Genomic DNA, 24,358 nt, shown 5'->3' with positions numbered 1-24,358 from the left:
GGATAGTCAGCGGGCGGATAATAACAGGCTGCTCACGATATTCAACGGAGGAGCGACAGCCAGCTAATGCTTAGCAGTAAAATTTGAAGGGGCGAGTCGATAACTCGCCCCTTTTTTTCTGGCTAAACCTGATAAAACTTTAGCCAGAGAAAGCGAATCACAACGTATTCCACCGCGCCCAGCAGCAAAAACCACAGGCAGAACACCAGCGTATAGAGCTGGCCGACATCGCTCAGGTGAAACATCTCCACCAGCCTGTGGGTCAGACTGAGGCCGAACCATGGAGCGGGCAGTAGCAGAGCCGAAAGAAAACCCAGCATCAGGGTGCTCATGGGCATCAAAAAAGTCAGAAAGGGGTTTTTCATCGGATTTCCATCACGGGTCGTTGCAGGCTATTTTCCGGCAATCCTTGCCAATCTTCAATCCCTGACGCTCCCTGCCGGGCAGGGTGGATCTTTTTTTCCTGCCAGAGAAGAAATGGCGCTGCTTAAAGAGGAAGCAATTCCCTGCGGTTTCAGGGGCGAAACGGGTAAAGTAGTAATTCTTTTAGGCTTTTTGGCCTTTTTTTAGGCGCGATATTAGCATTCGTTAAAAAGTATAGCCGTTGCTATAATTAAATCCATGATTTTACTGTCTTTTTTTTACTGATTCTCCATGGTAGCATGCATCCCACATTAACCTTCTCGCCTCTTTTTTCCAGCGGGATCTGTTCTTTTGATGCTTTGAGCGGCTGTTACGCTTCCGGGCCGGTATAACCACAATGAATCTATACGCTACACTCATTCTTGCTTTCGGTATGTCCATGGATGCCTTCGCGGCGGCCATCGGGAAAGGTGCCAGCCTGCACCGTCCGGGCCTGAAAGAAGCGCTCCGCACGGGGCTTATCTTTGGCGTTATCGAGGCGTTGACGCCGTTGATTGGTTGGGGGGTGGGTATCGCCGCCAGCCGTTACGTGATGGCCTGGGACCACTGGGTAGCGTTTATCCTGCTGTTCATTCTCGGTGCGCGAATGATTGTTGAAGGCTTGCGTAAGAAAGTTAACGCGCCGGAAGAGGCCCCGGAGCGTCACGGATTCTGGCTGCTGGCCAGTACCGCCGTTGCCACCAGCCTGGACGCGATGGCTGTTGGCGTCGGGCTGGCTTTCCTCCAGGTTAATATTGTGACGACCGCGCTCGCGATTGGCGCTTCAACCATGATCATGGCCTCAGCCGGTATTCTCCTTGGCCGCTTCCTGGGCCCGATGATGGGAAGATGGGCGGAAATTTTTGGCGGTCTGGTACTGATAGGGATTGGCAGTAACATCCTGATCGAGCACCTGGGGCTGCTGGCCTGAGCAATGTGCCACGCCGATGCCTGGCCGCACGGCGTCACTTCTAAAGGGCTTAATAAATGAGATTTGTTAAGCCGCTGTTTACTTCGATAAATCCATAATCCCAGCTGATTAATGTGATCCACTTCAAATTAAATTGCCTGATAAACCCCCGGGCTGTATAATTTTTGTGTTTTATTAACAAAAGTTGATACAGGCAGGCTAATGAAAAAATTTCTTAAATACGTGTTTCGCACCTATGTTGAAACGTTCAGACACGTACCGCCGGGCGCACTCTCCTGAGGCGTTCTGCACCGAAACCCTCGATAGTCACGGTCAGGGAAGGACCGCTGGCTATCACTTAAGCGCCCCTGTTATTTCCCCCCCCCTTATGTTTAGCTTTCTCCGTCTCCTGCAGACTCCTGTTATTGTGCCTGTCAGGTCAGAATGACAACCGTAATTTCACCGTTCACACTTTTCACCCACTCAATAGCTGACTACTATTCATTCAGACTTTGCGCCGCTTCGTCGATACCGGTTAATCCTTATCAGTGCCGGTGACAGGAGCCAGGGCGCAGTAAAGTTCGATGGAATGAGCCGAACTTATATCGACTAAATGATGAATATAAGGTGATAACAGATGGAATTTAAAGACTATTACGCGCTGCTGGAGGTGGAGCCGACAGCGGATCTCAAGGCGATTAAAACCGCCTATCGACGACTGGCGCGAAAGTATCATCCTGACGTCAGCGATGAAAAAGATGCGGAAAGTCACTTTAAAGCGGTCGCTGAAGCTTACGAAGTGCTTAAGGACAGCGAGCGCCGCGCCGAATACGATCGGATCAGGCTTCATCGCAATGATCCGCGCTTCTCCGGGGCTTCTTCGGGTTTCGGCGGCGGGAGCTGGCAGCATACACCGGGAAGTGATGCCGAATATTCTGACTTTTTTGAATCCGTTTTTGGACAGCGCTTTCATTCGGCACAGCAGGGCTCCACGCGCCGTCAGCCTCGCAGAGGTGAAGATCTTGAGATGGAAGTGCCGCTGTTTTTGGAGGAAACGCTGGCCGAAGAGACGCGCGCTGTTTCCTATAAGCTCCCGATTTATGATGCGCTGGGCCGCCAGACGGATGTTAAGGTCAAAACCCTTAAGGTTAAAATTCCGGCCGGGGTGGTGGAGGGTGAACGTATACGCCTGAAAGGTCAGGGCGTGGCGGGAACACAGGGTGCGGCGAATGGCGATCTCTATCTGGTGGTACGCCTGGCTCCGCATCCCCTCTATGAGGTAGCCGGACAAGATCTTCATATCATCGTGCCAATCGCGCCCTGGGAGGCGGCGCTGGGCGCAACGCTTCAGGTCCCGACCCTGAACGGGAAGATCGCGCTGACCCTGCCTGCGAACAGCCAAAATGGTCAACGCCTGCGGATAAAAGGCAAGGGGCTGGCCAACAAAAAAGGCACCGGCGATCTCTACGCCATACTCAATGTCGTGATGCCGCCGAAAAGCGATGAAAAAGCCAGTGAACTATGGCGGGAACTGTCACGACAGGCCACCTTTGATCCCCGTGCCGCATGGGAGAAACCCTGATGACTGAACTTACCCGCTTTACCGTCACTGAACTCTGCCAGACCCTGGAGATCTCACAGGGTGATCTGTACGAAATTGTCGGGCTGGGGGTCATTTCCCCGATCGACACCGAAACGGTGTGGCTGTTTGACTATCAGGCGCTGTGCGCGCTACGCCGCGCCCGACGATTACAAACTGAGCTGGATCTGGAATGGGCAGGGACGGCAATGGCGCTGACCCTGCTGGAGAAAATCGACCGGCTTGAGCATGATAATGCGCAGCTGCGGCGACAGCTGGACCGGCTGCTTCAGGTGTAAGCCGCTGGATCAGGCGTTAATCCTGACTCTGATACTCGTTCAGGGTGGCATCGTGGCAGGCCTGTTCGCTCTGGCGCGCCTCTTTTTTCTGCACATCGTTGAGATTCATCCATGCTGCCACCACGGTTCTGGCCTCATCTTCGTCAAATTGTGACGTATTCATTGATGAGGAGGAGTGTCCTCGCGCGTCCAAATCTTTTAGCTGGTTGATGTAAGCCTCAGCGGTTGCAGGGCTTTTTTCCTGCGTCACTATCGTGCAAAGATTGGTGATATAGCTCTGAGAACCATCATCGGTTCCCTCATCGGCCTGGGCGCTGCCTGCCATCGCGACGGCGGCGAGAAGCATCAGTACTTTTTTCATTTTCGCTCCTTGTTACGAGATTAACGAGGGACTCATTTTAACCTGTCTTATCGAAAAGTTTAGCGGCTTAGCGAATGATGCGCTATCAAACAGGGAAGGCGCGGCCGCTTACTTGTTTTTTGAACCCAGTGCGCATTCTTTACTGAAATCAACCTTCAGGCAGAAAATTATCTGTATAGTTAGCAGGGAAATTAATCCTGAAAAGTGAGGGAAAGGCTATGAAAGCTGCTGTGGTAAATAAAGATCATACAGTCGACATTGTTGAGAAAACGCTGCGTGCTTTAAAGCACGGGGAAGCACTGCTAAAAATGGACTGCTGTGGCGTATGCCACACCGATTTGCACGTCAAAAACGGTGATTTCGGCGACAGAACCGGCGTTATTCTCGGCCACGAAGGGGTAGGCATCGTTAAAGAAATCGGCCCCGGCGTGACCTCTCTTAAGGTGGGCGATCGCGCCAGCGTTGCCTGGTTCTATAAGGGCTGCGGCCACTGCGAATACTGTACGACCGGTAACGAAACGCTCTGCCGTGACGTACAAAACGCCGGATTTACCGTCGATGGCGGGATGGCAGAGGAGTGTATCGTTGTCGCGGACTATGCGGTCAGAGTGCCGGACGGGCTGGACTCGGCGGCGGCCAGCAGCGTGACCTGCGCAGGCGTAACCACCTATAAGGCAGTGAAGGTTTCAGGTATTCAACCCGGTAAGTGGATTGCTATTTACGGTCTTGGCGGCCTGGGCAACCTGGCGTTACAGTATGCAAAAAACGTCTTCAATGCCAAAGTGATTGCGGTTGATGTCAATGATGCGCAGCTCCAGTTTGCCAGCGAAATGGGGGCCGATCTGGTCGTTAACTCCCTGAAAGAAGATGCTGCCAGGGTTATTCAGGAGAAAACGGGCGGCGCACATGCTGCGGTGGTGACCGCCGTGGCAAAGGCTGCGTTTAACTCAGCGGTGGATGCGATGCGCGCCGGCGGCCGCATCGTTGCCGTTGGCCTGCCACCAGAATCAATGAGCCTGAATATTCCGCGACTGGTGCTGGATGGGATACAGGTGGTTGGCTCCCTGGTAGGAACCCGGGAAGACCTGGCCGAGGCGTTCCAGTTTGCCGCCGAGGGGAAAGTCGTGCCGAAGGTCACTAAAAGGCCGGTTGAGGATATCAACGCAATTTTCAGTGAGATGCTGGACGGCAAAATCAAAGGCCGCATGGTGATTGATTTCACCGGGAAATAGCCGCTGCGATAGCGAATGCTTCGCAGCGCCTCAGGCTTCGGCTGCCGATCGGAAAAAATGACTGGTGGCCGGAGCGGGTAATAAAGCGGCAGTCTGTTAACATGCCAGCCACTCCGCGCGGCCTGAGGGGCAGGCCGGGCAGTCTCAGTCCTGCCGCTCCAGAACGACCAGGACTGGCAGCTGTATCAGGCTTGCATATAAAAGCTGGAGCACTCTGAGGCTCTGGGTTCGAGCAGGGTATACAGGCGTAGCCAAAGCAGTGAAACCAACCAGTTTGTGTTACTCAGCATGAGTGTTTCCTTGGTACACGCAGATATTCCCATAAATGTAACCTGAAAAGCTAAATGTGCCAGGGGTTGTCGCTTTTTTTGTTAAAGAATATGAAATTATTTCTATATCTTTTCCCAAATGAGCATCTATATTGCGAGTAATAGTCGTTAAGTTTCGCTCTTTCCCGATTATCCGTCGTGCCTGAAAGGTAACAACCCGCTTTCTCTGTTGCAGACTCACCCATATCTCTGGCGAGGATCCCCGTGCTAAAACGCCTTTACTGCCTGTTAATGCTGGCTGCGGTAATGCTGACATCCCAGGTCATCGCTCAGGTTAACCCGGCCCCCCCGACGCCAGCCTATGGCGCCGAACTCCAGGGCTTTTCCTTCCCCTATCCCGTGCAGAAATTTACCTTCACCTCGCAGGGCCAGTCGCTCACCATGGGGTATATCGACGTTAAACCCCAGAACAGGGCCAACGGTCGCACGGTGGTGCTTTTGCATGGCAAGAATTTCTGCGGCGTGACCTGGCAGCAGACAATTGATGCCCTGAGCCATGCAGGTTACCGAATCATTGCACCGGATCAGATTGGCTTCTGTACCGCCTCCAAACCTGCACAGTATCAGTACAGTTTCCAGCAGCTGGCGCTGAATACGCATCAGCTGCTGGAGAGTCTGCACCTGGACAACGTGGTAATGGTGGGGCACTCCACCGGCGGCATGCTGGCGACGCGTTTTGCGCTGATGTATCCGCAGGCGGTGCAGAAGCTGGTTCTGGTAAATCCCATCGGGCTGGAGGACTGGAAAGCGAAGGGGGTGCCGTGGCGAAGCGTGGACGACTGGTATCAGCGCGAGCTGAAAACCTCCGCCGCCAGTATCAGGAAATATGAGCTGAACACTTACTACGTGGGCCGCTGGAAACCGGAGTATGACCGCTGGGTAAACATGCTGGCCGGGCTGAATAATGGCCCGGGCAAACAGGTGGTGGCATGGAATTCCGCCCTGTTGTACGACATGATCTTCACTCAGCCGGTTTACTATGAGTTTCGAAACCTGACGGTTCCGACCACCCTGATGATTGGTACCGCTGACACCACCGCTATCGGCAGCGATATTGCCTCTCCAGCGGTAAAGGCAACCCTCGGCCACTATAACGCATTAGGCAAACAAATCGCTGCCATTATCCCGCACGCCACGCTGATTGAGTTCCCCGGGCTGGGTCATGCGCCACAAATGGAAGAACCTGCGCGCTTTAACCAGCGGCTGATTGAGGATCTGAACCTTTAGTATGGCTAATGGCACTGTGAGGTGCAGGACTGTATACACGCCTGCATCTTCGCGCCACAGCCGCTGCTGTCATTACGATCGCACTGGCTGTTCTGGACGTAGCAGTTTTGCTGGCACAGGCTGACGTCGCATTTTGCTGCCGCCGGGGTGAAAAGCGTACTGGCTGGCTTCGGCTGGAAAACGGAAGCGGGAGGAAGCTGTGAACAGCCCACGCCCGGCAGGACGAGACACAGAATAGCCAGAATGCCGCTGAGTTTCATAATCTGCTCCATGAGCCAGTCAGTTGGGGTTTAACTTAAGTATAGTTTACCGACGGGCAATACAGGCCCTCGCTTTAGTTATCCGGCCCCTGGCCCTGTAGAATCCTTGCTGCCTGGGTTTTGTTCAGATCGTAGTTAAAGAAGCGCTGATAAAAATCCTGCGTAGCCTTCACCATATCCAGGTCTTTAAACAGCGCCGGATGCAGCAGCTTAGCGGCCCACTGGATTTGCAGCGCGGCCTCGGTGCCGTAGCGATCCCAGGGGAAGACCCCAGCCGGATTCTGGAATACCTGATGGTTTTTCACCGCGTTAAGATTGCTGAACAGCGAAGCATAGTCCGACGCCTCTATGGTGCCCGCACCGGCACCGATGATGATGATATCCGGCTGCCAGAACAGGACGTTCTCCGGCGAGGTTTCCTTCATATTGCCGTCTACCTCCGCTGCCGCGTTGCGCCCGCCCGCCAGCTTAATCCAGGTATCAATCAGCGTATTGCGACCGTCGACCTTAAGGGGATGGAGCGACTGAATATGCAGCACGCGCGGGCGCTGGGCCTCAGTCAGACCAGCGGTTTTCGCACTGATGGCCGCTATTTCGCCGTCGAGCCAGGCGTTATACGCTTTTGCGCGCTGCCTGGCGTCGTCGCTGCCGATAACTTTAGCAGTGGTCAGCAGTGAGCGCTTCATCGACGGGAAATCATCAAAGCGCATTACCAGCGTCGGCAGACCCGCCTGGCGATAGGCGGCAGCATCGGCATCTTCGGCGGGTACAAAAACCACATCGACCTTGCGGGCCAGCAGCGCCTCGCTTTCAAAGCTGCGGCCATGCACCGACAGCGCCTGATTCAGAGAGGGCTGGATTTTGAACATCCAGGGCCGGTCCTGGGGATGATTGACCGTGGCGACGATGCGATCGCCCGCCGCGAGCGTCATCAGCAAGGAGTGATGCGCATACCAGGCATCGGCAATGCGATGGGCTTCCTGCGGCACCTCAACCCGGTTCCCCATATCATCCGTCACCGTGCGGGCAAAGGTGGCGTGGCTGACCGCTGTCAGGCTCAATGCCGCCAGCAGCGGCAGAATCAGGCGCTTTCTCATCATATCCTCATCAGAAACTCAGCTGCATGGAAACCTGCACCATCCGCGGCTCACCAATCTGTGCACTGGCATAGCCTGCGCCGCTGTAACCATTCAGGCCACCTGGCACAATGTTAGTCCAGTAGTGACGGTTCGTCAGATTGGTCATATCCAGCCGGAACGTGGTATCGGTATTGAACAGTCGGGTTTTGTAGCGGGTGCCCGCATCAAAGGTGGCGTAGCTGCCCACCCAGCTGTCATTAGCATTATCGGTGCTGCGTCGGCCCACGTAGCGCATCCCACCGTGCACATCGGCACCGCGAATAAAGGGCAGGTCCCAGGCGGCGAACAGGCTGGCGGTATAGCGTGCCAGACCAACGATCTGCTTGTCTTCGGTGCGGGTGCTGGCGGTATCACGCAGGCGTGGATCGAGCCACGTCATGCCGCCGTAAAGATGCAGATTATCGCTCAGATCGCCGTCAGCCATCAGCTCCAGTCCGCGGTTGCGCTGATTACCCTCTACCGCGTAATCGCCGCGGGTAGTGGTGTAGGCAAACGGACGGTCAATCTGGAACAGGGCGGCGGTGAGCAACACTTTCCCCACGGCCAGCTTGCTGCCAGCCTCTACCTGCTTACTGCGGTAAGGAGAGAGAATATTACCCGCATTGCTGGCACCCGCAGGGGCGGTATCCCCCTGTTGCAGGCTGTCTGCGTAAGTAACGTACAGCGTCAGTGGATCGACGGGTTTGTACATCAGGCTGGCCGACCCGCTAAAGCCGCTGTCGCTGGACTCGCTGGTACGGCTGCCGGTTTTGGCGTAGTTGGCGGAGTTAAGCAGACTCTCGCTGCCCGCCAGCAGCAGGCTCCACTGGGGGGAGAAGGTCAGGGTATCGCTGAGCAGTAATGACTGCTGCGTGGCCGTCGCCGAGTGATAACGCCGGGTAAAGTCAGGGTAGTTCGGCTCGGCAAAAGACTGGGGATTATCCAGCGAGGCGCTGCCCAGCGGAAACGTGCCGCCGCTGCGTGGGTTTTCGTTCTTAAGTACAAACCCGCGAACGCCAGTGGAGATCTGATGATGTAGCCAGCCGGTATCCACTTCGCCATTCAGGTTAGCCATATAGCTGTTAACCGTAAAACGGCTGGCGGTGGCAGAGGAGGTGGTGGTTTTGTAATGGCCGCGGTTATCGGTAAAGGTATTGGTGACCGCCGTGGACTCGCGGTCGGCAATCTGGCGCAGTACGCCCACCTCGCCCTGCCAGTTGCCGTCAAAGTCATGCTTCAGGTGCAGGCCGGCGGTCAGCGTATGGTTATCGTCCCCGGCATAGTACTGGCCGAGATTTTTTGTTTTGGGGTTCGGTGCAGAGGGGAAAGAGAGCCCGCTACCCAGCGCGAATTTGCCCGGCAGGCCTTTATCGTAAAAATGGTAGTAGCTGAAGTTAGTCTCCAGCACCGTTTTATCGCTCAGGTTAGCATCCAGCGCCAGGCTGAAAAGCTGGCGGCGCTTTTTGCTGCCGCTTACGTAGCCGCTTCCCTCGTCATCAAGGAAATTGGCGCGATAGCGCAGGCGATCGTTATCATCAAGCGGGCCGCTAAAGTCGCCGGACACCAGATGGCTGAGGCCGGTGCCCGCGCCCACCGTCAGGCTGTGCTGCGCGATATCGGTCGGACGCTTAGCGACAAAGTTAAACAGCCCTGCCGGGTTGGCCGGGCCGTAAAGTGAACCCGCAAGGCCATTCAGGACTTCAATATGATCGAACTGTTCGGCGGCATAGTCAGTGGTGGATACCACGTTTAAGCCGTCGATCATCGAGTTCTGCACCACGCTCCCCTGCATGCCGCGCGTTTGGGGCCGGGCGCCATCGCCCTGTACGGACGGCATATAGCGATATATATCGCTGACGCTCTTAAGCTGCTGCTGCTTCATCAGTCCCGGTGAAATAACCTGCACCGGGTAAGGCGTATTGCGTATCGCCTGCTTACCCAGATTACCAAGCGTTGCCTGCTTATCGGGTGCGGCGACCTCCTTGGTGGGGGCGCTGGCCTCTACCGTTAATGTATTCTCCTGCGCGGCGGCCTGAGCCTGCATCGCGAAGCAAATTAACACGCAGAGCGCGCTTTTCCCTGCCACCAGGGACGTTTTTACCACTGCCATTTAGATACCTTAAAGAGACGGTGACGACTCGAACGGTCGACTGCGCCGGGGATGCTGTCAAAAGAGCGCAAAGATTAGCATAACGCTATATAAGATTATATATAGCGTTATGCAGCTAACATAATGGCTGCAGAGTGCTTTCCATCCCGGCCGTCGAATGGTTAAATCAGGGTGATATGTTTTTTCAGGAGAATTTATGCTGCCATCGCAAACCATCAGTATGACCATTCCCCGTAACTGGGTTGATCTGTATGAAACCATCTGGAAGCCCGACTATTTTCCAAAGTGGGCCTCAGGCCTGAGCCAGTCAACGCTGGTGCAGGAAGGCAATTACTGGAAGGCCACCGGAACAGATGAGAACGTAAAAATCCGCTTCACCGACCACAACCCTTTCGGCGTGATGGATCACTACGTGGACAGCGGTTATGGCAAAGAGGTGTACGTACCGATGCGCGTGGTGGAGAACGAAGCGGGTGCGGAAGTGCTGATCACCGTATTTCGCCAGCCGCTTATGTCCGACGAGAAATTTTCTCAGGACCTGGAGTGGATGAAGCGTGACCTACAGGCGCTACATACCCTGCTGACCACCTGACTGACCGGGCCAGCAGCCGTGCGCTGCTGGCGATAGGCGATAAAAATATATTGCTACCCGATATCAGACGACTTAATTAAGGGGTTCTATAAATTCAAAGAGCATTAATCAATTTACGGCCTCTGATTAGCCAGGTTTTCAATTTTGAAGACACAGTTGAAGCATGGCGATTCATGCAGGATAAGAAACATACCGGAAAGGTAGTGATTACTGTTCAGTAGCCGGGGTATGCAACAAAGCGCAGCGACATGACTAACAGTTATTGAGTATCAAAAAAATTTTTGACAGTGCTGCGCTGTCAGGAAAGGCTATTTTGGTTCAGGTATACAGAAATAGGTTTTCTGGAGGCGGTATTCACCTCCAAATTTTTATACTTTTTTTACGCCGCACCCCGCTATTTTTACATTAACTTTTCATCCGTCACGCCACACTAACGCCATCTGAAAAGGCTCCGGAGGTGTGTTGTGAGCATGGCGTTAATTGCCGGCATTGTGCTGGTTTTTCTGCTGATGGGCTATCTGGTCTATGCCCTGATTAATGCGGAGGCATTCTGATGGCTGCCAGCGCATTTTTACTGATCGCCAGCTACATGGTGATCCTGATTGTCCTGGCCAGGCCGCTGGGAACCGGGCTGGTACGTCTGATCGACGACCGGCCCATGCCGGGTCTGGCGGGGTTCGAGCGGCAACTATGGCGCGTCAGCGGGGTCGATGCTGAGCCAATGAGCTGGCAGCGCTATCTGCTGGCCATCCTGCTGTTTAACCTGGGCGGCCTGATCCTGCTGACGGTCATGTTGATGACCCAGGCCTTACTGCCGCTTAACCCGCAGCAGCTGCCCAATCTTAGCTGGCATCTGGCGCTGAACACCGCCGTCAGCTTTGTCACCAACACCAACTGGCAGGCCTATGCGGGTGAGAGCACCCTGAGCTATTTCAGCCAGATGGCTGGGCTGACGGTGCAGAACTTCCTCTCCGCTGCCACCGGTATTGCCGTGGCCTTTGCGCTGATCCGGGGTTTCGCCAACCGGTCACTGGGCACCCTCGGCAATGCCTGGCGGGATATGACGCGCATCACCCTGTACGTTCTGCTGCCGATCTCGCTGCTGATGGCGCTGTTCTTCGTCAGTCAGGGGACGCTGCAAAATTTCAGCGGTTACGTTGACCTGCATACGCTGGAGGGTGTGAAGCAAACGCTGCCGATGGGACCGGTCGCCTCGCAGGAAGCGATCAAAATGCTGGGCACGAACGGCGGCGGCTTCTTCAATGCTAACTCGGCGCACCCGTTTGAAAATCCTACCGCCCTGAGCAATTTTGTGCAGATGCTGGCGATCTTTTTGATCCCCGCCGCGCTCTGCTTCGCCTTTGGCGAGGTGGTGAAAGATCGTCGTCAGGGCCACGCGCTGCTGTGGGCGATGTCGATGATGTTTATTGCTGCCGTGGTGGTGGTGATGTGGGCCGAGCTGCGGGGAAACCCCCATTTCCTCAGCCTGGGCGCCGACAGCGCGATCAATATGGAGGGCAAAGAGACGCGCTTCGGCATCCTTAACTCCAGCCTGTTTGCGGCAATCACCACGGCGGCCTCGTGCGGGGCGGTTAATGCGATGCATGACTCCTTTACCGCGCTGGGCGGCATGGTGCCAATGTGGCTGATGCAAATTGGTGAGGTGGTATTTGGCGGCGTGGGCGCGGGGCTGTACGGCATCCTGCTATTTGTGCTGCTCGCGGTGTTTATCGCCGGGTTGATGATTGGTCGTACGCCGGAATATCTGGGCAAAAAAATCGACGTCTGGGAGATGAAAATGACTGCGCTGGCCATTCTGGTCACGCCTGCGCTGGTCCTGCTGGGCACCGCGCTGGCGATGATGATCGATGCCGGGCGCAGCGGCATCTTTAACCCCGGTATTCACGGCTTTAGCGAGGTGCTGTATGCCGTTTCTTCGGCGGCGAACAACAACGGTAGCGCCTTTGGTGGACTGAGTGCCAATACGCCCTTCTGGAACCTGCTGCTGGCGTTCTGCATGCTGGCTGGTCGCTTCGGCATCATCATTCCCGTAATGGCGATTGCCGGTTCGCTGGCGGTGAAAAAGATCCAGCCTGCGGGCAACGGAACCCTGCCGACCCACGGCGCGCTGTTTATCGCGCTGCTGATTGGCACCGTGCTGCTGGTTGGCGCGCTCACGTTTATCCCTGCGCTGGCCCTCGGGCCGGTGGCAGAACATCTGCAAACGTACAGTCATTAATGCCGGAGAGAAAGAGAATGCGTAATCAACAGGCGCTGTTTGATGCTGCGCTGATGCGGACCGCCGCAGGTGATGCGGTGAAAAAACTGACCCCCCGCGTACAGCTGCGAAATCCGGTGATGTTTGTTGTCTGGCTGGGTAGCGTGCTGACCACTCTGCTGGCCCTGGCGATGCTGGCCGGTAAAACGCCCGGCAGCGCGGGCTTTACCGCCGCTATCTCGCTGTGGCTCTGGTTTACCGTGCTGTTCGCCAACTTTGCTGAAGCCCTGGCGGAGGGACGCAGTAAGGCGCAGGCCAACAGTCTGAAGGGCGTGCAGAAAACCAGCTACGCAAAAAAATTGGCCGGGACGCGTTACGGCGCGCCTCATCGTCAGGTTTCGGCAGATACGTTGCGTAAAGGCGACGTGGTGCTGGTGGAGGCCGGGGACATCATTCCGTGCGATGGTGAAGTGCTTGAAGGCGGCGCGTCGGTGGACGAAAGCGCCATTACCGGCGAATCCGCGCCGGTAATCCGCGAATCCGGCGGCGACTTCGCTTCGGTGACCGGCGGCACCCGCATTCTCTCTGACTGGCTAATTATTCAGTGCAGCGTTAATCCCGGCGAGACCTTTCTTGACCAGATGATCGCTATGGTAGAAGGGGCGACCCGCCGTAAAACACCGAATGAGATTGCTCTCACCATCCTGCTGGTGGCGCTGACCCTCGTCTTCCTGCTGGCAACCGCCACGCTCTGGCCCTTTTCCGCCTGGGGCGGTCATGCCGTCAGCGTAACCGTGCTGGTAGCGCTGCTGGTCTGCCTGATCCCAACGACCATCGGCGGGCTGCTGTCGGCGATCGGCGTGGCCGGGATGAGTCGCATGCTGGGGGCTAACGTGATCGCCACCAGCGGTCGCGCGGTGGAGGCTGCCGGTGACGTGGATGTGCTGATGCTGGATAAAACCGGCACCATTACCCTCGGGAACCGCCAGGCCACGCAGTTTATTCCCGCGCCGGGGGTCAGTGAAGAACAGCTGGCGGACGCGGCGCAGCTGGCCTCGCTGGCTGACGAAACGCCGGAAGGGCGGAGCATTGTGGTGCTGGCAAAGCAGAAATTTAACCTGCGTGAGCGCGATCTGGCCAGCATGGGCGCCACTTTTATCCCGTTCTCGGCACAAACCCGCATGAGCGGCGTGAACGTTCAGGATCGCATGGTGCGTAAAGGGGCGGTGGATGCCGTGCGCCGTCATATCGACAGCGGCGGTGGACAGTACCCGCTGGAGGTCAACCGTCAGGTTGAAGAGGTGGCGCGCGGCGGCGGTACGCCGCTGGTGGTGTGCGACGGAATGCGGGTGATGGGCGTGGTGGCGCTGAAGGACATCGTTAAGGGCGGCATTAAGGAGCGCTTTGCCGAGCTGCGCAAAATGGGCATCAAGACCATCATGATCACCGGCGATAACCCGCTGACCGCCGCCGCAATAGCTGCCGAGGCGGGCGTGGATGACTTTTTGTCCGAAGCGACGCCGGAGGCCAAGCTGGCGCTGATCCGCCAGTATCAGGCTGAAGGGCGGCTGGTCGCGATGACCGGTGACGGCACCAATGATGCGCCCGCGCTGGCCCAGGCCGATGTGGCGGTCGCCATGAACTCGGGCACCCAGGCGGCAAAGGAGGCGGGAAATATGGTCGATCTGGACTCCAACCCCACCAAGCTGCTGGAGGTGGTGCATATTGGTAAACAGATGCTGATGACTCGCGGCTCCCTCACCACCTTCAGCATCGCCAATGACGTGGCGAAGTATTTCGCCATTATCCCGGCGGCGTTTGCCGTGACCTGTCCACAGCTAAACGCGCTGAACGTAATGCGGCTGCACTCGCCGGACTCGGCGATCCTCTCGGCGGTGATCTTTAACGCGCTGGTGATTATCTTTCTCATCCCGCTGGCGCTGAAGGGAGTGAGCTATCGCCCGCTGAGTGCCGCCGCGCTGCTGCGGCGCAACCTGTGGATCTACGGTGTTGGCGGCCTGCTGGTGCCCTTCGTGGGCATCAAGCTTATTGATATCTTGCTGACCCTGACCGGTCTGTTTTAAGGAACTATCATCATGAGTCAGTTACGACCCGCAGTGATTTTGCTGCTGCTACTAACCTTAATTACGGGTTTACTCTATCCTCTGCTAACGACCCTGCTGGCACAGTGGTGGTTTCCCTCACAGGCCACGGGCTCGTTACTCTACAGAGAGGATAAACCGGTTGGCTCGACGCTGATCGGGCAGAATTTTAGCCGGCCTGACTATTTCTGGAGCCGACCCTCTGCAACCGGCGATTCTCCCTATAATCCGCTGGCCTCGTCGGGCAGCAATATGGCGGGCAGCAATCCGGCGCTGGATGCGGCGGTAACACAGCGGGTGGCGATGCTTCATCGTGCGAACCCGCAGGCCAGCGACAGGGTACCGGTGGATCTGGTGACGGCGTCCGGCAGCGGGCTGGACCCGCAAATCTCGCCGCAGGCGGCACTGTGGCAGGCGGACCGGGTCGCGACGGCCCGTAACCTGCCGCTGGAAGAGGTAAAGCGGCTGATTAACGACAATATCCAAACGCCTTTTCCCCGCTTTATCGGCGAGCCGGGGGTGAACGTGGTGACGCTGAACCTGGCGCTGGATGATCTGACGGCGCAGTAAGGTATCGGGTTAGCAGACCCTCGGGGGCAGGAATGCTCGGGCCGCAGGGAGGGACGCCTGTTATCTCTGCGTTATGTATAGCGCAACCCGGGGTTGCAACAACGTGGGTCACTACGACGTGCAGTTGTTTAGCGGGTAGGATAAACCGGGTCTGCCAGTCATAAGGAACAGGATGAACGATGAACTTCCGCGCCCGGATCCGGACGCGCTGCTGCAGCAAACCCGCGACACCGGACGCGGCAGGCTGAAAATCTGGTTCGGGGCCTGTGCGGGCGTGGGTAAAACCTGGTCCATGCTGCAGGAGGCGCAGCGCCTGCGGTCGCAGGGGCTGGCGGTGCTGGTGGGCGTGGTCGAAACGCATGGCCGGGTTGAAACGGCGGCGCTGCTGGAGGGCTTAACCCTCCTTCCGCGTCGTGCCATCGGACAGAACCGTCATCCGGAATTTGATCTGGACGCTGCGCTGGCCTGCCATCCGGCAGTGATCCTGATGGATGAACTGGCGCATACCAATGCGCCCGGCTCGCGTCACCCTAAGCGCTGGCAGGATATTGATGAGCTGCTGGAGGCGGGGATTGACGTGATGACCACGGTCAACGTTCAGCATCTGGAAAGCCTGAATGATGTGGTCGGCGGCGTGACCGGCATCCGCGTGCGTGAAACCGTTCCCGATCCCTTTTTTGATGCCGCCGATGAGGTGGTACTGGTCGATCTGCCCGCCGACGATCTTCGTCAGCGTCTGAAAGAGGGTAAGGTTTACATCGGCGAGGGCGCCGAGCGCGCCATTGAGAACTTCTTCCGTAAGGGAAATTTATACGCCCTGCGCGAGCTGGCACTGCGGCGCACAGCCGATCGCGTTGACGATCAGGTGCGCGCGTGGCGCGACGGTCAGGGACGGGAAAAAGTCTGGCATACCCGCGATGCCCTGCTGCTCTGTATCGGCGATAACACCGGCAGCGAAAAGCTGGTGCGCACGGCGGCACGGCTGGCCGCCAGGCTCGACTGCGTGTGGCATGCCGTCTACGTCGAGACGCCCCGGCTTTACAGGCTAAACGAAGCGCGACGGCGCGCCGTTTTGCGTACGCTGAGGCTGGCACAGGATCTGGGTGCCGAAACGGCGACCCTTTCCGATCCCAACGAGGCGGCGGCGGTGCTGCGCTACGCGCGCGAAAATAATCTGGGGAAAATCATCATTGGTCGCCGTCCGGTGCGCCGCTGGACGCGCGACAGCTTTGCCGATCGCCTGGGTCAGCTCGGGCCGGATCTCGATCTGGTTATCGTGGCGCTGGACGAGTCGACTCCACTGCCGTCCGGCCCGGCGGAGGGCCAGCGCCCCAACCAGGATAAATGGCGCATGCAGCTGAAAGGCTGCACGGCGGCAGCAGCGTTATGCGCGCTGGTTACGCTGGCTGGCCGGTGGCTGCTGCCGGGCGTCGACTCGGTTAATCTGGTGATGGTCTATCTGCTGGCAGTAGTGGTAGTGGCCTTGCGCTATGGCCGCTGGCCGTCGGTGGTCGCGACTATCCTGAATATTGTCGCCTTTGACGTGGTTTTTGTTATGCCGACCGGCACCATTGCGGTGTCAGACGTTCAGTACCTGGTGACCTTTGGCGTGATGCTGGCGGTCGGCGTACTTGTGGGTAATCTGACGGCGGGGGTGCGCTATCAGGCGCGGGTAGCCCGCTACCGTGAACATCGCGTCCGACATCTCTATGAAATGGCGAAATCGCTCAGTCGCGCGCTGACCCCGCAGGACATTGCCGCAGCGCTACAGCGCAGCGCAAATATTACGCTCCAGGCGCGCAGTGAGCTGCTGCTGCCGGATGAGCAGGGCGAACTCATCGCTGCGGGGATCCCAGAACTCAGCACCGTTCCCGACAGGGCTATCGCGCGCTGGAGCTTTGATCGTGGCCAGCCCGCCGGCGCAGGCACCGACACGCTGCCGGGCGTGCCGTGGCAGATCCTGCCGCTGAAAAGCGGCCCCAAAACGCTGGGGCTGCTGGTGCTGGAGCCCGCCAACCTGCGCCAGCTGATGATCCCCGAGCAGCAGCGGCTGATTGAGACCTTTATCGTCCTGACCACTAACGCGCTGGAGCGCATGGCTCTTAGCCATCGGGAAGCCGCCGCGCGCCTCGCGGCCGAGCGGGAGCAGCTGCGTAATGCGCTGCTGTCGGCGCTTTCACACGACCTGCGCACGCCGCTGACGGTGCTGTTTGGTCAGGCGGAGATACTGACGCTGGATCTGGCCACGGCGGGTTCTGAACACGCGCCGCAGGCCAGCGCGATGCGTGAGCAGACGCTGAATACCATCCGGCTGGTGAATAATCTGCTGGATATGGCACGCCTGCAGTCCGGGGGGTTCAGCCTGTGTACCGAATGGATGGCGCTGGATGAGCTGGTCGGTAGTACGCTGAGAATGATGGCATCGTCGCTGGCCGGACGACATATCGCACTGGATCTGCCGCCTGAGCTCGTGCTGATTCAGTTGGACGGCCCGCTGATGGAGAGGGTGCTGACCAACCTGCTGGAGAATGCGCTGAAGTATGCCGGACCAGTGGCTGACATCGGCATTCGCGCGCGCGTTGAGCCACCGATGATGGCTGGCGAAGGCCAGAGGCCGGGCGGCTCAACAGGGCGCGATGCTGGAAACCGGATGCAGCGTGGGGCAGCGATGAACGAGGCTGAGAACCGGATGCAGCAGCTTACCCTTGAGGTCTGGGACGGCGGGCCGGGGATCCCCGGTGGGCAGGAGGCGCAGATATTTGAGAAGTTTTCACGCGGGGATAAAGAGTCTGCGGTGCCGGGCGTCGGTCTGGGGTTGGCCATTTGCCATGCCATTGTTGATATCCACGGCGGGCAGATCCGTGCGGAGAACCGCCCTGAGGGCGGTGCCCGCTTCATTATTACCCTGCCGATGCAGACGCCGCCGGTGATTGAAGAGTATGAGCCGGGCGGGTTGCACTAAAGCGTAGTGCACAGATGCCGTGGGCTAAATTGCGCGTTTGTGTGCGAAATATGTAAGCTTCGTTTAAGGGCCATTTCACAAACTTAACGGGTAATGTTGTTAAAGGCGGCCCCGATCACAGAGAGTGTGTAGTAATGGGTGTCATCAAACAGGCTCCTGGCGGCGGATAGATACACCGCCCAAATGTCCACCTTCTGATGCGTCAATGGACTAAAATTAATTCCTTTAGCCGTAGATGTGAGCCTTAACTATGCTGTACAGCCGCTTTGAACGACTGATCGATATCTTCCGGGATGCCCCTGCTTCTACGCCGCCCAACAGCGTCTGGGCCTTTTATGTCTATTACCTGCGCCAGGTATGGCAAAGTTTTGCCCTGCTTCTGGTCGTGGGGCTGGTAGCCTCGCTGATTGAGGTCGCCCTTTTTCGTTATCTCAGCACTATTATTGATATGGTCAATGCCACCCCGGCCGCGACCTTTTTCAGCGCGCATGCGTCGACGCTTATCTGGATGGCCGTGGTAGCGCTGGTGTTGCGGCCACTCTTTATCGGCCTGCACGATCTGCTGGTGCATCAGACCATCAACCCCGGCATGACCAGTATGATCCGCTGGCAGCATCATAACTATGTGCTGCGTCAAAGCATGAACTTCTTTCAGAATGATTTTGCCGGACGCATCGCGCAGCGCATTATGCAGACCGGCAACGCCCTGCGCGACTCCGCGGTACAGGCGGTGGACGCGCTCTGGCACGTACTGATATACGCCATCACCGCGCTGGTGCTGTTTGCCGAAGCGGACTGGTGGCTAATGGTCCCGCTGCTGGTCTGGATTGTGGGCTATATCATCAGCCTGATCTACTTTGTACCCAGGGTGAAATCCCGCTCGGTGGCCTCTTCTGATGCCCGCTCAAAGCTGATGGGCACCATTGTGGATGGTTACACCAACATCACTACCCTTAAGCTGTTCGCTCACAGCGACCTGGAACGTCAGTATGCGCGTGAGGCGATTGGCGATCAGACCGAAAAAACCCGCCAGCAGGGCCGTATGGTGACCAATATGGATGTGGCGATCACCACGCTCAACGGCCTGCTGATTGTTGGCACGACCGGTCTGGCGCTCTGGCTGTGGACGCAGTCGCTGATAAGCGTGGGGGCCATTGCGCTGGCGACTGGCCTGGTTATTCGCATTGTGAACATGTCGGGATGGATCATGTGGGTGGTTAACGGCATTTTCGAAAATATTGGTATGGTACAGGACGGTCTGAAAACGATTGCCCAGCCGGTCAGCGTCACCGACAGACCCCAGGCACCGACGCTGAAGGTCCGCAGCGGGGAAATTCGCTATGAGAACGTTGATTTTAACTACGGTCACGACCGCCGGGTAATTGATAATCTCCAGCTGGCTATCCGTCCGGGCGAAAAAATTGGTTTGATTGGCCCGTCCGGGGCGGGTAAATCGACGCTGGTAAACCTGCTGCTGCGGCTGTATGACCTTGATGGCGGCAGGATTTTCATTGATGGACAGGATATCTCTCAGGTGAGCCAGGAGAGCCTGCGTGCTCAGATAGGCATGATCACTCAGGATACCTCACTGCTGCATCGCTCGATCCGCGACAACCTGCTGTATGGTCGGCCGCATGCCACCGGGGAGGAGGTGCTGCAGGCTATCCATCGTGCGAAAGCGGACGAATTTATCCCTCTGCTTTCCGACTCTGAAGGACGTTACGGGCTGGATGCGCACGTTGGCGAGCGCGGCGTAAAACTCTCTGGCGGCCAGCGGCAGCGGATCGCCATTGCCCGGGTTCTGCTGAAAGACGCCCCTATTCTGATAATGGATGAGGCGACCTCCGCGCTGGACTCCGAAGTGGAAACGGCGATCCAGGAGAGTCTGGAAACGCTGATGAGTGGCAAAACGGTAATAGCTATCGCCCACCGTCTGTCCACTATCGCTAAAATGGACCGGCTGGTAGTGTTGGAGAAGGGCCGTATTGCAGAGACAGGTAGTCACAGCGAACTGCTGGCGAAGGGCGGACTGTATGCGCGGCTATGGCACCATCAGACCGGGGGATTTGTTGGCGAGTAGCCTGAGTAAGATAACGTATTGACTACGGCCTGGCGGATCGATTGGAATTAAAGGGTGAGTGTGTTGCTGACTCTTAATTCCATCGTCTCCTGGTCGTTAAGATAAGTCGATTCCCCGGCTTATCCTGGTACTATATCTGGCAGTGACAGACAGCAATCAATTTATTAACAATGAAGGCATGAAGCTAAAAATAAATTCTAATATATTCCCAGCCTTCCTGTCAGCCGATCCGTTTTTCCCATGAAGTTGTGGGTAATAAATCCAGAAGAAAAGAGCGGATGCCATGGCTAACTATTACCGTTCATATTGCTCAGTTGGCCTTTGCACTCGCGAGGTCTTTGTTGAATAAATCAGACTCAGCGCGAAGGTTATATTCTGTTGTCATGTATTCCGCTGTCAACGACCAGATGCCGCCTCTGCCAGAGACGACGGCATGCATTGCCGTGTGTATTGGCTTTCCATTTGCCTTAACCGAAGACCCTCAGCCCCGAGGAATCCATCACCAGGGCATGATTTCGCCCCGGCTGGGTATTTTGAAGCTGACATTGACTGTCCTGGCTGATTGCTGACCCGGGTGTAATCCAGACTGCTTAACGAAACACCATCAGAGCAAAAGGGGAATAAGGAAGCCCTGCACGGTCCGTAGAGTTGGCGGGAATATGCGTTTAACTATCAGGAGAGCAGTGATGGCAAGATAAGAAGATCGCTGAGGCCTCCCCTGTGAAGGAGGCGTTACTGATACATACCAGGCCTGGACTGGCTCGTCATCCAGCCAGAAAGCCATAGAGTTACAGTTGATAAGGGTTTTTATCGAGGTGTGCCAGTCGGCGACTATAAACTTCTGCCTGGCGACGAGACTGACCGCCCTGGCAGGGAATACATGTTCTGATCCTTCAACTCAGCAAAAGTTCGGTTTATTCAATAACGCACAGAATTCTCATAATTTCTTATTGATTCATAGAGCTGATCTTGAAAAGAAAGCAAAAAAGCTTATCGCGCATCAATTAATCTGTTTTTTTTTAAAAAAAAACGATGTTTTTTGAGCACATTTACGATAATTTGCGCATATGAGATTATTTTTACTCTTAATGCCTTAACCTATGCAGGCCTGGAAACATCTTGCAGAACAGGTCCCCCCTCGTTAAAATATATAAGGGATTCTGATTCATAATGGTAAGGTTATAATGCTGAAAAGAGTCACTTTATCAATGAGAGGAATAAAATAGCCGCCTCCATTTCGGTGCAATGTGTATGAATTAATCTGTTATCGTTTATTATTGTTAAATAAGGTATCGATATTTTCACATAGAAACATTCAAAACAGTAATTTATGCACGTCAGGTAAGAAAAAAAGGACCATTTATTTCTATTGGGCTGGTCAGGGCATCAGGAAAATGTCGAACGTCTGATGAGGCTGGATAGAGTGCAGCGACATTCAGAAAAACTATTAAAAGGAATTATCTAAATGAGTGCAATCTACTATGAATTTGGTCAGTTTCGCTTCTTAAATGGACGACTGCTGAGTAAAGATAAGGGTGAAATAGCGCTGGCTCCCAAGGAGGTATCAGTTCTGCTTTTTTTGTTGGAGCAGGCGAATACAGTAATCTCTAAAGAAGACTTAATCCGGGAGGTCTGGAAAGGAGGAACGGTGTCAGATGAATCATTAACACGCTGTATCTATGTGCTGCGCCGTGCCCTTGGTCGAACAGATGCCAGGCGTTACATTGAAACAGTTTATGGAAAAGGTTATCGGTTTCTCGCTCAGGTGATTGTAAAAGAGGTACAGGCGCTGGAAAACAGATCTCATTCAGGCACACCTCAAGATGATTTAACCAAAAAATGCAGCATTGCATTGTTTCCATTCAAAATGCAGCGGGAGAACATTGCGGTTTGCTTGCACGATCAGCTGATTGAATGGATGCAATATTTAAAAAAAGAAAATAATTTGTCAATCCAGCTTGTCTCTTCGTGTTTCATAGAATCCATTAAAAGCTACAGTAATTTCCTCGTGGCGCTTGAAAAATCGAAGGCGGATTACTATATCGCGGGCACTGAAATTAGTTATAAGGATCAAGGGATTATCAGGGTAGAACTTGTCAGAGCACAAGACCATTCCGTCGTGCAGCGCGAAGCGGTATATTTATCTGACGATATGAATATTTACTATCAGGCGCTTCTTTCAGTGATTATGACAATGATCTCATCAATTAATCCTGAGATTGCATCGAACATAAGCATCAAGCCAACGTTAGAGCCTCTCTACCAACTACCAGCATAAGGCTTATTTCCGCGTTTTATATAAGAACCCCATAACGTATCGTGAGAAAATATTCTCAGTAAAAGAGAATAAGGGGCGGCGAATGCAGGAGAGTCGTATAAAAGAGTATTGCTTCGGGGATTTCTACCTGAAATATAACGAAGTTTTATATAAATCTCAGCAAGTCATATCTGTTCCACCTAAAGAGATGCATCTTTTAAGCATTTTGGTGGAATCCGCGGGTCAGATAGTTAAAAAAGAAGAGATTATTAGAACTATTTGGAGGTATGATGAAGTAAACGGAGAGTCACTTACGCGATGTGTCTATGCGTTAAGAAAAATACTTGGCGAGAACCCCAAGGGAAAGTATATCAAAACACTTTACGGTAAAGGGTATATATTTGTATATCCTGTCAGCGTAACGAATAAAGCTAAAGGAACACATACACCTGAAGTTGCGGGGTTAGTTAAGGTTTTAAAAGAAGGGGAGGGGACATTCGTTCCTTCTTTTCCACTGTCTAAAAATCTCTCCCATGAAGATGAAGCTGCAGTTACGATTTACCATTCATGTCAGCTAAATAAGAATAATAAAATAAAAATAGTCATCAACCTGATCCAGGATCTTAATAAAGATCAATCATATTTTTGTCGTGTGAAATTGCTCAAGAAATAAATCATAAAGAAACTGATTACAATTGTCATGTCAACTTAACTCTGTGTTTTGGAGTCTATGCTATCTGTGCGACATTTATCCATGTAAACCTTTCCTCCTGAGAGTGGGATCTGATACTATAACGTCCATGATCTATTGAATTTTTTCGCGTGAGCAGCAACCTTCTAAAGCTATGTTTAGTTATTAAATTGGCACTACTATTAAAATTGGACACATAATAATATCTGTTGGATGGATGTCTCATCATTATTTCATCAGGATTGTACGCTCTCAGCTACCTATACTAAAAGAATGATATTTGTCCTATTGAAGAGACAGTGATGAAAAGTAACATCGAGAGCGATTGTTTAACGGTGGGGAAGATTCATGAATTCCCATGTCACTCTTTGCTGCTTATCAAAGCCGGTCACGCTGGGTGTGATATAAAGATTAATACAAGGAAAAAAGAAGAGAGATTATGTATTGAAATGCATGAGAGCGGAATGCTGGTATTGACTCCCTGCGTGCTTACCATTGAAATGGGTAATCTGTTTTATACAAAGCTCGATCTCCCTCACCTGGCCAAACTGCAGGTTTTCATTGATAAAGCTAAAAATAAGAAAAAAGAACAAAATAACGCGATCTATGGTTATTTGCCAGCGAACCTGAGTATGAAGCCGACAACAAAGGAAATTGAGTATTTTTTCCTGAACCTGTCACTGAAAAACGCTGACTCCATCGAGTCATTCAGCAAGGCATTAAGAAATAATGAATGGTACGACCTGGTTGAATTTCTGCTGGATGAGTCATGTGAGAGCTCAACTCAACGCATAAGTACCCTTAGCCTGCGTTATGGATTATCTGTGTCCCATTTCCGGCGGCTTGCCCGTCAGGCTTTAGGAAACACGACCAAGGTAGAAATGCGCGACTGGAGGCTGGTAAGAGCAATACTGGATCTTATTAAAAGTGAAAATAATAACCTGACGACTATCGCGTTGAAGCACGGGTACGCCTCTCTGTCTCATTTCTCTAATGAAGTAAAGGAAGAATTCGGAGTGTCTCCGCGAAATTTAAAAAAGTTTACACATGAGAGATGAT

General features: G+C 54.5%; 24 protein-coding genes. 18 read left to right on the top strand and 6 right to left on the bottom strand.

Annotated features, from left to right (window positions below; all coding sequences use genetic code 11):
• Positions 1 to 122: 122 nt before the first annotated feature.
• Positions 123 to 365 (bottom strand): DUF1158 family protein, encoded by a 243-nt coding sequence (locus ACLRGG_RS12370; protein ID WP_416250049.1) that lies wholly within the window; start codon positions 363 to 365, stop codon positions 123 to 125.
• Here ACLRGG_RS12370 and ACLRGG_RS12365 point away from each other — a divergent pair.
• The 5 genes from ACLRGG_RS12365 to ACLRGG_RS12345 all read left to right on the top strand — a co-directional run bounded on the left by ACLRGG_RS12365 (position 331) and on the right by ACLRGG_RS12345 (position 3,190).
• Positions 331 to 570: a hypothetical protein gene (locus tag ACLRGG_RS12365; RefSeq protein WP_416250048.1), complete on the top strand. Its 240-nt coding sequence runs from the start codon at positions 331 to 333 to the stop codon at positions 568 to 570. The two genes, ACLRGG_RS12370 and ACLRGG_RS12365, sit on opposite strands and share 35 nt — an antisense overlap.
• Positions 571 to 760: 190 nt before the next feature.
• Positions 761 to 1,333 carry a manganese efflux pump MntP gene (gene mntP / locus ACLRGG_RS12360; protein ID WP_416250047.1) on the top strand — a complete coding sequence of 191 codons (573 nt, stop codon included), beginning with the start codon at positions 761 to 763 and terminating at the stop codon, positions 1,331 to 1,333.
• A gap of 201 nt (positions 1,334 to 1,534) precedes the next feature.
• Positions 1,535 to 1,612 carry a stress response protein AzuC gene (azuC, locus tag ACLRGG_RS12355; RefSeq protein ID WP_416250115.1) on the top strand — a complete coding sequence of 26 codons (78 nt, stop codon included), beginning with the start codon at positions 1,535 to 1,537 and terminating at the stop codon, positions 1,610 to 1,612.
• 337 nt (positions 1,613 to 1,949) lie between these two features.
• Positions 1,950 to 2,894: a curved DNA-binding protein gene (cbpA, locus tag ACLRGG_RS12350; protein WP_416250046.1), complete on the top strand. Its 945-nt coding sequence runs from the start codon at positions 1,950 to 1,952 to the stop codon at positions 2,892 to 2,894.
• Entirely contained in the window at positions 2,894 to 3,190 is a 297-nt protein-coding gene (locus ACLRGG_RS12345) for a chaperone modulator CbpM (RefSeq protein WP_416250045.1), read from the top strand. The genes cbpA and ACLRGG_RS12345 overlap by 1 nt, the downstream gene beginning before the upstream one ends.
• 16 nt (positions 3,191 to 3,206) lie before the next feature.
• Here the strand turns inward: ACLRGG_RS12345 and ACLRGG_RS12340 are convergent, their stop codons facing one another.
• Complete coding sequence (locus ACLRGG_RS12340) at positions 3,207 to 3,551, bottom strand: hypothetical protein (RefSeq protein ID WP_416250044.1); 345 nt, start codon at positions 3,549 to 3,551, stop codon at positions 3,207 to 3,209.
• 218 nt (positions 3,552 to 3,769) lie between these two features.
• Here ACLRGG_RS12340 and adhP point away from each other — a divergent pair, with 218 nt between their 5' ends.
• On the top strand, positions 3,770 to 4,783 hold the full coding sequence (adhP, locus tag ACLRGG_RS12335; RefSeq protein ID WP_416250043.1) for an alcohol dehydrogenase AdhP: 1,014 nt from the start codon (positions 3,770 to 3,772) through the stop codon (positions 4,781 to 4,783).
• Positions 4,784 to 5,358: 575 nt separating this feature from the next.
• Positions 5,359 to 6,339 (top strand): alpha/beta fold hydrolase, encoded by a 981-nt coding sequence (locus tag ACLRGG_RS12330; RefSeq protein ID WP_416250114.1) that lies wholly within the window; start codon positions 5,359 to 5,361, stop codon positions 6,337 to 6,339.
• A 5-nt stretch (positions 6,340 to 6,344) separates the two neighbouring features.
• On the opposite strand, the gene ACLRGG_RS12325 is transcribed toward ACLRGG_RS12330, so the two are convergent.
• The 3 genes from ACLRGG_RS12325 to ACLRGG_RS12315 all read right to left on the bottom strand — a co-directional run bounded on the left by ACLRGG_RS12325 (position 6,345) and on the right by ACLRGG_RS12315 (position 9,827).
• Positions 6,345 to 6,599 (bottom strand): hypothetical protein, encoded by a 255-nt coding sequence (locus tag ACLRGG_RS12325; protein ID WP_416250042.1) that lies wholly within the window; start codon positions 6,597 to 6,599, stop codon positions 6,345 to 6,347.
• A 74-nt stretch (positions 6,600 to 6,673) separates the two neighbouring features.
• Positions 6,674 to 7,696 (bottom strand): ABC transporter substrate-binding protein, encoded by a 1,023-nt coding sequence (locus ACLRGG_RS12320; RefSeq protein WP_416250113.1) that lies wholly within the window; start codon positions 7,694 to 7,696, stop codon positions 6,674 to 6,676.
• Between the two features lie 10 nt (positions 7,697 to 7,706).
• Complete coding sequence (locus ACLRGG_RS12315) at positions 7,707 to 9,827, bottom strand: TonB-dependent receptor (RefSeq protein ID WP_416250041.1); 2,121 nt, start codon at positions 9,825 to 9,827, stop codon at positions 7,707 to 7,709.
• A gap of 196 nt (positions 9,828 to 10,023) precedes the next feature.
• On the opposite strand from ACLRGG_RS12315, the gene ACLRGG_RS12310 reads away from it, so the two are divergent.
• The 8 genes from ACLRGG_RS12310 (at position 10,024) to ACLRGG_RS12275 (ending at position 20,351) form a co-directional block, all read left to right on the top strand.
• Positions 10,024 to 10,419: a polyketide cyclase gene (locus tag ACLRGG_RS12310; RefSeq protein ID WP_067700263.1), complete on the top strand. Its 396-nt coding sequence runs from the start codon at positions 10,024 to 10,026 to the stop codon at positions 10,417 to 10,419.
• A gap of 92 nt (positions 10,420 to 10,511) precedes the next feature.
• Positions 10,512 to 10,640 carry a zinc-binding dehydrogenase gene (locus ACLRGG_RS12305; protein WP_416250112.1) on the top strand — a complete coding sequence of 43 codons (129 nt, stop codon included), beginning with the start codon at positions 10,512 to 10,514 and terminating at the stop codon, positions 10,638 to 10,640.
• Between the two features lie 249 nt (positions 10,641 to 10,889).
• Complete coding sequence (kdpF, locus tag ACLRGG_RS12300) at positions 10,890 to 10,973, top strand: K(+)-transporting ATPase subunit F (RefSeq protein WP_082804047.1); 84 nt, start codon at positions 10,890 to 10,892, stop codon at positions 10,971 to 10,973.
• Entirely contained in the window at positions 10,973 to 12,658 is a 1,686-nt protein-coding gene (kdpA, locus tag ACLRGG_RS12295) for a potassium-transporting ATPase subunit KdpA (RefSeq protein WP_416250040.1), read from the top strand. Before kdpF ends, kdpA begins: the two co-directional genes overlap by 1 nt.
• Before the next feature lie 17 nt (positions 12,659 to 12,675).
• Positions 12,676 to 14,721: a potassium-transporting ATPase subunit KdpB gene (gene kdpB / locus ACLRGG_RS12290; protein WP_416250039.1), complete on the top strand. Its 2,046-nt coding sequence runs from the start codon at positions 12,676 to 12,678 to the stop codon at positions 14,719 to 14,721.
• A 12-nt stretch (positions 14,722 to 14,733) separates the two neighbouring features.
• Complete coding sequence (kdpC, locus tag ACLRGG_RS12285) at positions 14,734 to 15,309, top strand: potassium-transporting ATPase subunit KdpC (RefSeq protein WP_416250038.1); 576 nt, start codon at positions 14,734 to 14,736, stop codon at positions 15,307 to 15,309.
• Positions 15,310 to 15,481: 172 nt separating this feature from the next.
• The gene (gene kdpD / locus ACLRGG_RS12280) at positions 15,482 to 18,271 is read left to right on the top strand and encodes a two-component system sensor histidine kinase KdpD (RefSeq protein ID WP_416250037.1); all 2,790 of its coding nucleotides are present in this window, start codon (positions 15,482 to 15,484) and stop codon (positions 18,269 to 18,271) included.
• A 250-nt stretch (positions 18,272 to 18,521) separates the two neighbouring features.
• A complete protein-coding gene (locus tag ACLRGG_RS12275) occupies positions 18,522 to 20,351 on the top strand; it encodes an ABC transporter ATP-binding protein (RefSeq protein ID WP_416250036.1) in 1,830 nt (609 codons plus the stop codon).
• 604 nt (positions 20,352 to 20,955) lie between these two features.
• On the opposite strand, the gene ACLRGG_RS12270 is transcribed toward ACLRGG_RS12275, so the two are convergent.
• A complete protein-coding gene (locus ACLRGG_RS12270) occupies positions 20,956 to 21,135 on the bottom strand; it encodes a transposase (protein WP_416250035.1) in 180 nt (59 codons plus the stop codon).
• Positions 21,136 to 21,816: 681 nt separating this feature from the next.
• Between ACLRGG_RS12270 and ACLRGG_RS12265 the strand changes: the two genes are divergently transcribed.
• From ACLRGG_RS12265 to ACLRGG_RS12255, 3 genes are all read left to right on the top strand, one after another.
• The gene (locus ACLRGG_RS12265) at positions 21,817 to 22,629 is read left to right on the top strand and encodes a winged helix-turn-helix domain-containing protein (protein WP_416250034.1); all 813 of its coding nucleotides are present in this window, start codon (positions 21,817 to 21,819) and stop codon (positions 22,627 to 22,629) included.
• 82 nt (positions 22,630 to 22,711) lie between these two features.
• On the top strand, positions 22,712 to 23,281 hold the full coding sequence (locus ACLRGG_RS12260; RefSeq protein ID WP_416250033.1) for a winged helix-turn-helix domain-containing protein: 570 nt from the start codon (positions 22,712 to 22,714) through the stop codon (positions 23,279 to 23,281).
• A gap of 320 nt (positions 23,282 to 23,601) precedes the next feature.
• Positions 23,602 to 24,357, top strand: a complete 756-nt coding sequence (locus ACLRGG_RS12255; RefSeq protein ID WP_416250032.1) for a helix-turn-helix domain-containing protein — start codon at positions 23,602 to 23,604, stop codon at positions 24,355 to 24,357.
• Position 24,358: the final 1 nt, after the last annotated feature.

Origin of the sequence: Erwinia sp. PPS120, from assembly GCF_047918655.1 — a bacterium.
Lineage (GTDB): Bacteria > Pseudomonadota > Gammaproteobacteria > Enterobacterales > Enterobacteriaceae > Erwinia > Erwinia tasmaniensis_A.
Note: the sequence above shows the minus strand (reverse complement) of the source record. Positions and strands in the feature narration are given on the sequence as shown.

Coding starts and splice junctions, on each gene's coding strand:
- kdpF (WP_082804047.1), top strand. CDS start 10,890: ATGGCGTTAATTGCCGGCATTGTGCTGGTTTTTCTGCTGATGGGCTAT.
- ACLRGG_RS12310 (WP_067700263.1), top strand. CDS start 10,024: ATGCTGCCATCGCAAACCATCAGTATGACCATTCCCCGTAACTGGGTT.
- ACLRGG_RS12330 (WP_416250114.1), top strand. CDS start 5,359: ATGCTGACATCCCAGGTCATCGCTCAGGTTAACCCGGCCCCCCCGACG.
- kdpD (WP_416250037.1), top strand. CDS start 15,482: ATGAACGATGAACTTCCGCGCCCGGATCCGGACGCGCTGCTGCAGCAA.
- kdpA (WP_416250040.1), top strand. CDS start 10,973: ATGGCTGCCAGCGCATTTTTACTGATCGCCAGCTACATGGTGATCCTG.
- ACLRGG_RS12370 (WP_416250049.1), bottom strand. CDS start 365: ATGAAAAACCCCTTTCTGACTTTTTTGATGCCCATGAGCACCCTGATG.
- ACLRGG_RS12315 (WP_416250041.1), bottom strand. CDS start 9,827: ATGGCAGTGGTAAAAACGTCCCTGGTGGCAGGGAAAAGCGCGCTCTGC.
- ACLRGG_RS12275 (WP_416250036.1), top strand. CDS start 18,522: ATGCTGTACAGCCGCTTTGAACGACTGATCGATATCTTCCGGGATGCC.
- azuC (WP_416250115.1), top strand. CDS start 1,535: ATGAAAAAATTTCTTAAATACGTGTTTCGCACCTATGTTGAAACGTTC.
- cbpA (WP_416250046.1), top strand. CDS start 1,950: ATGGAATTTAAAGACTATTACGCGCTGCTGGAGGTGGAGCCGACAGCG.
- ACLRGG_RS12365 (WP_416250048.1), top strand. CDS start 331: ATGGGCATCAAAAAAGTCAGAAAGGGGTTTTTCATCGGATTTCCATCA.
- ACLRGG_RS12270 (WP_416250035.1), bottom strand. CDS start 21,135: ATGGCTTTCTGGCTGGATGACGAGCCAGTCCAGGCCTGGTATGTATCA.
- ACLRGG_RS12345 (WP_416250045.1), top strand. CDS start 2,894: ATGACTGAACTTACCCGCTTTACCGTCACTGAACTCTGCCAGACCCTG.
- ACLRGG_RS12325 (WP_416250042.1), bottom strand. CDS start 6,599: ATGAAACTCAGCGGCATTCTGGCTATTCTGTGTCTCGTCCTGCCGGGC.
- ACLRGG_RS12260 (WP_416250033.1), top strand. CDS start 22,712: ATGCAGGAGAGTCGTATAAAAGAGTATTGCTTCGGGGATTTCTACCTG.
- ACLRGG_RS12265 (WP_416250034.1), top strand. CDS start 21,817: ATGAGTGCAATCTACTATGAATTTGGTCAGTTTCGCTTCTTAAATGGA.
- mntP (WP_416250047.1), top strand. CDS start 761: ATGAATCTATACGCTACACTCATTCTTGCTTTCGGTATGTCCATGGAT.
- ACLRGG_RS12255 (WP_416250032.1), top strand. CDS start 23,602: ATGAAAAGTAACATCGAGAGCGATTGTTTAACGGTGGGGAAGATTCAT.
- adhP (WP_416250043.1), top strand. CDS start 3,770: ATGAAAGCTGCTGTGGTAAATAAAGATCATACAGTCGACATTGTTGAG.
- kdpB (WP_416250039.1), top strand. CDS start 12,676: ATGCGTAATCAACAGGCGCTGTTTGATGCTGCGCTGATGCGGACCGCC.
- ACLRGG_RS12340 (WP_416250044.1), bottom strand. CDS start 3,551: ATGAAAAAAGTACTGATGCTTCTCGCCGCCGTCGCGATGGCAGGCAGC.
- ACLRGG_RS12320 (WP_416250113.1), bottom strand. CDS start 7,696: ATGAGAAAGCGCCTGATTCTGCCGCTGCTGGCGGCATTGAGCCTGACA.
- kdpC (WP_416250038.1), top strand. CDS start 14,734: ATGAGTCAGTTACGACCCGCAGTGATTTTGCTGCTGCTACTAACCTTA.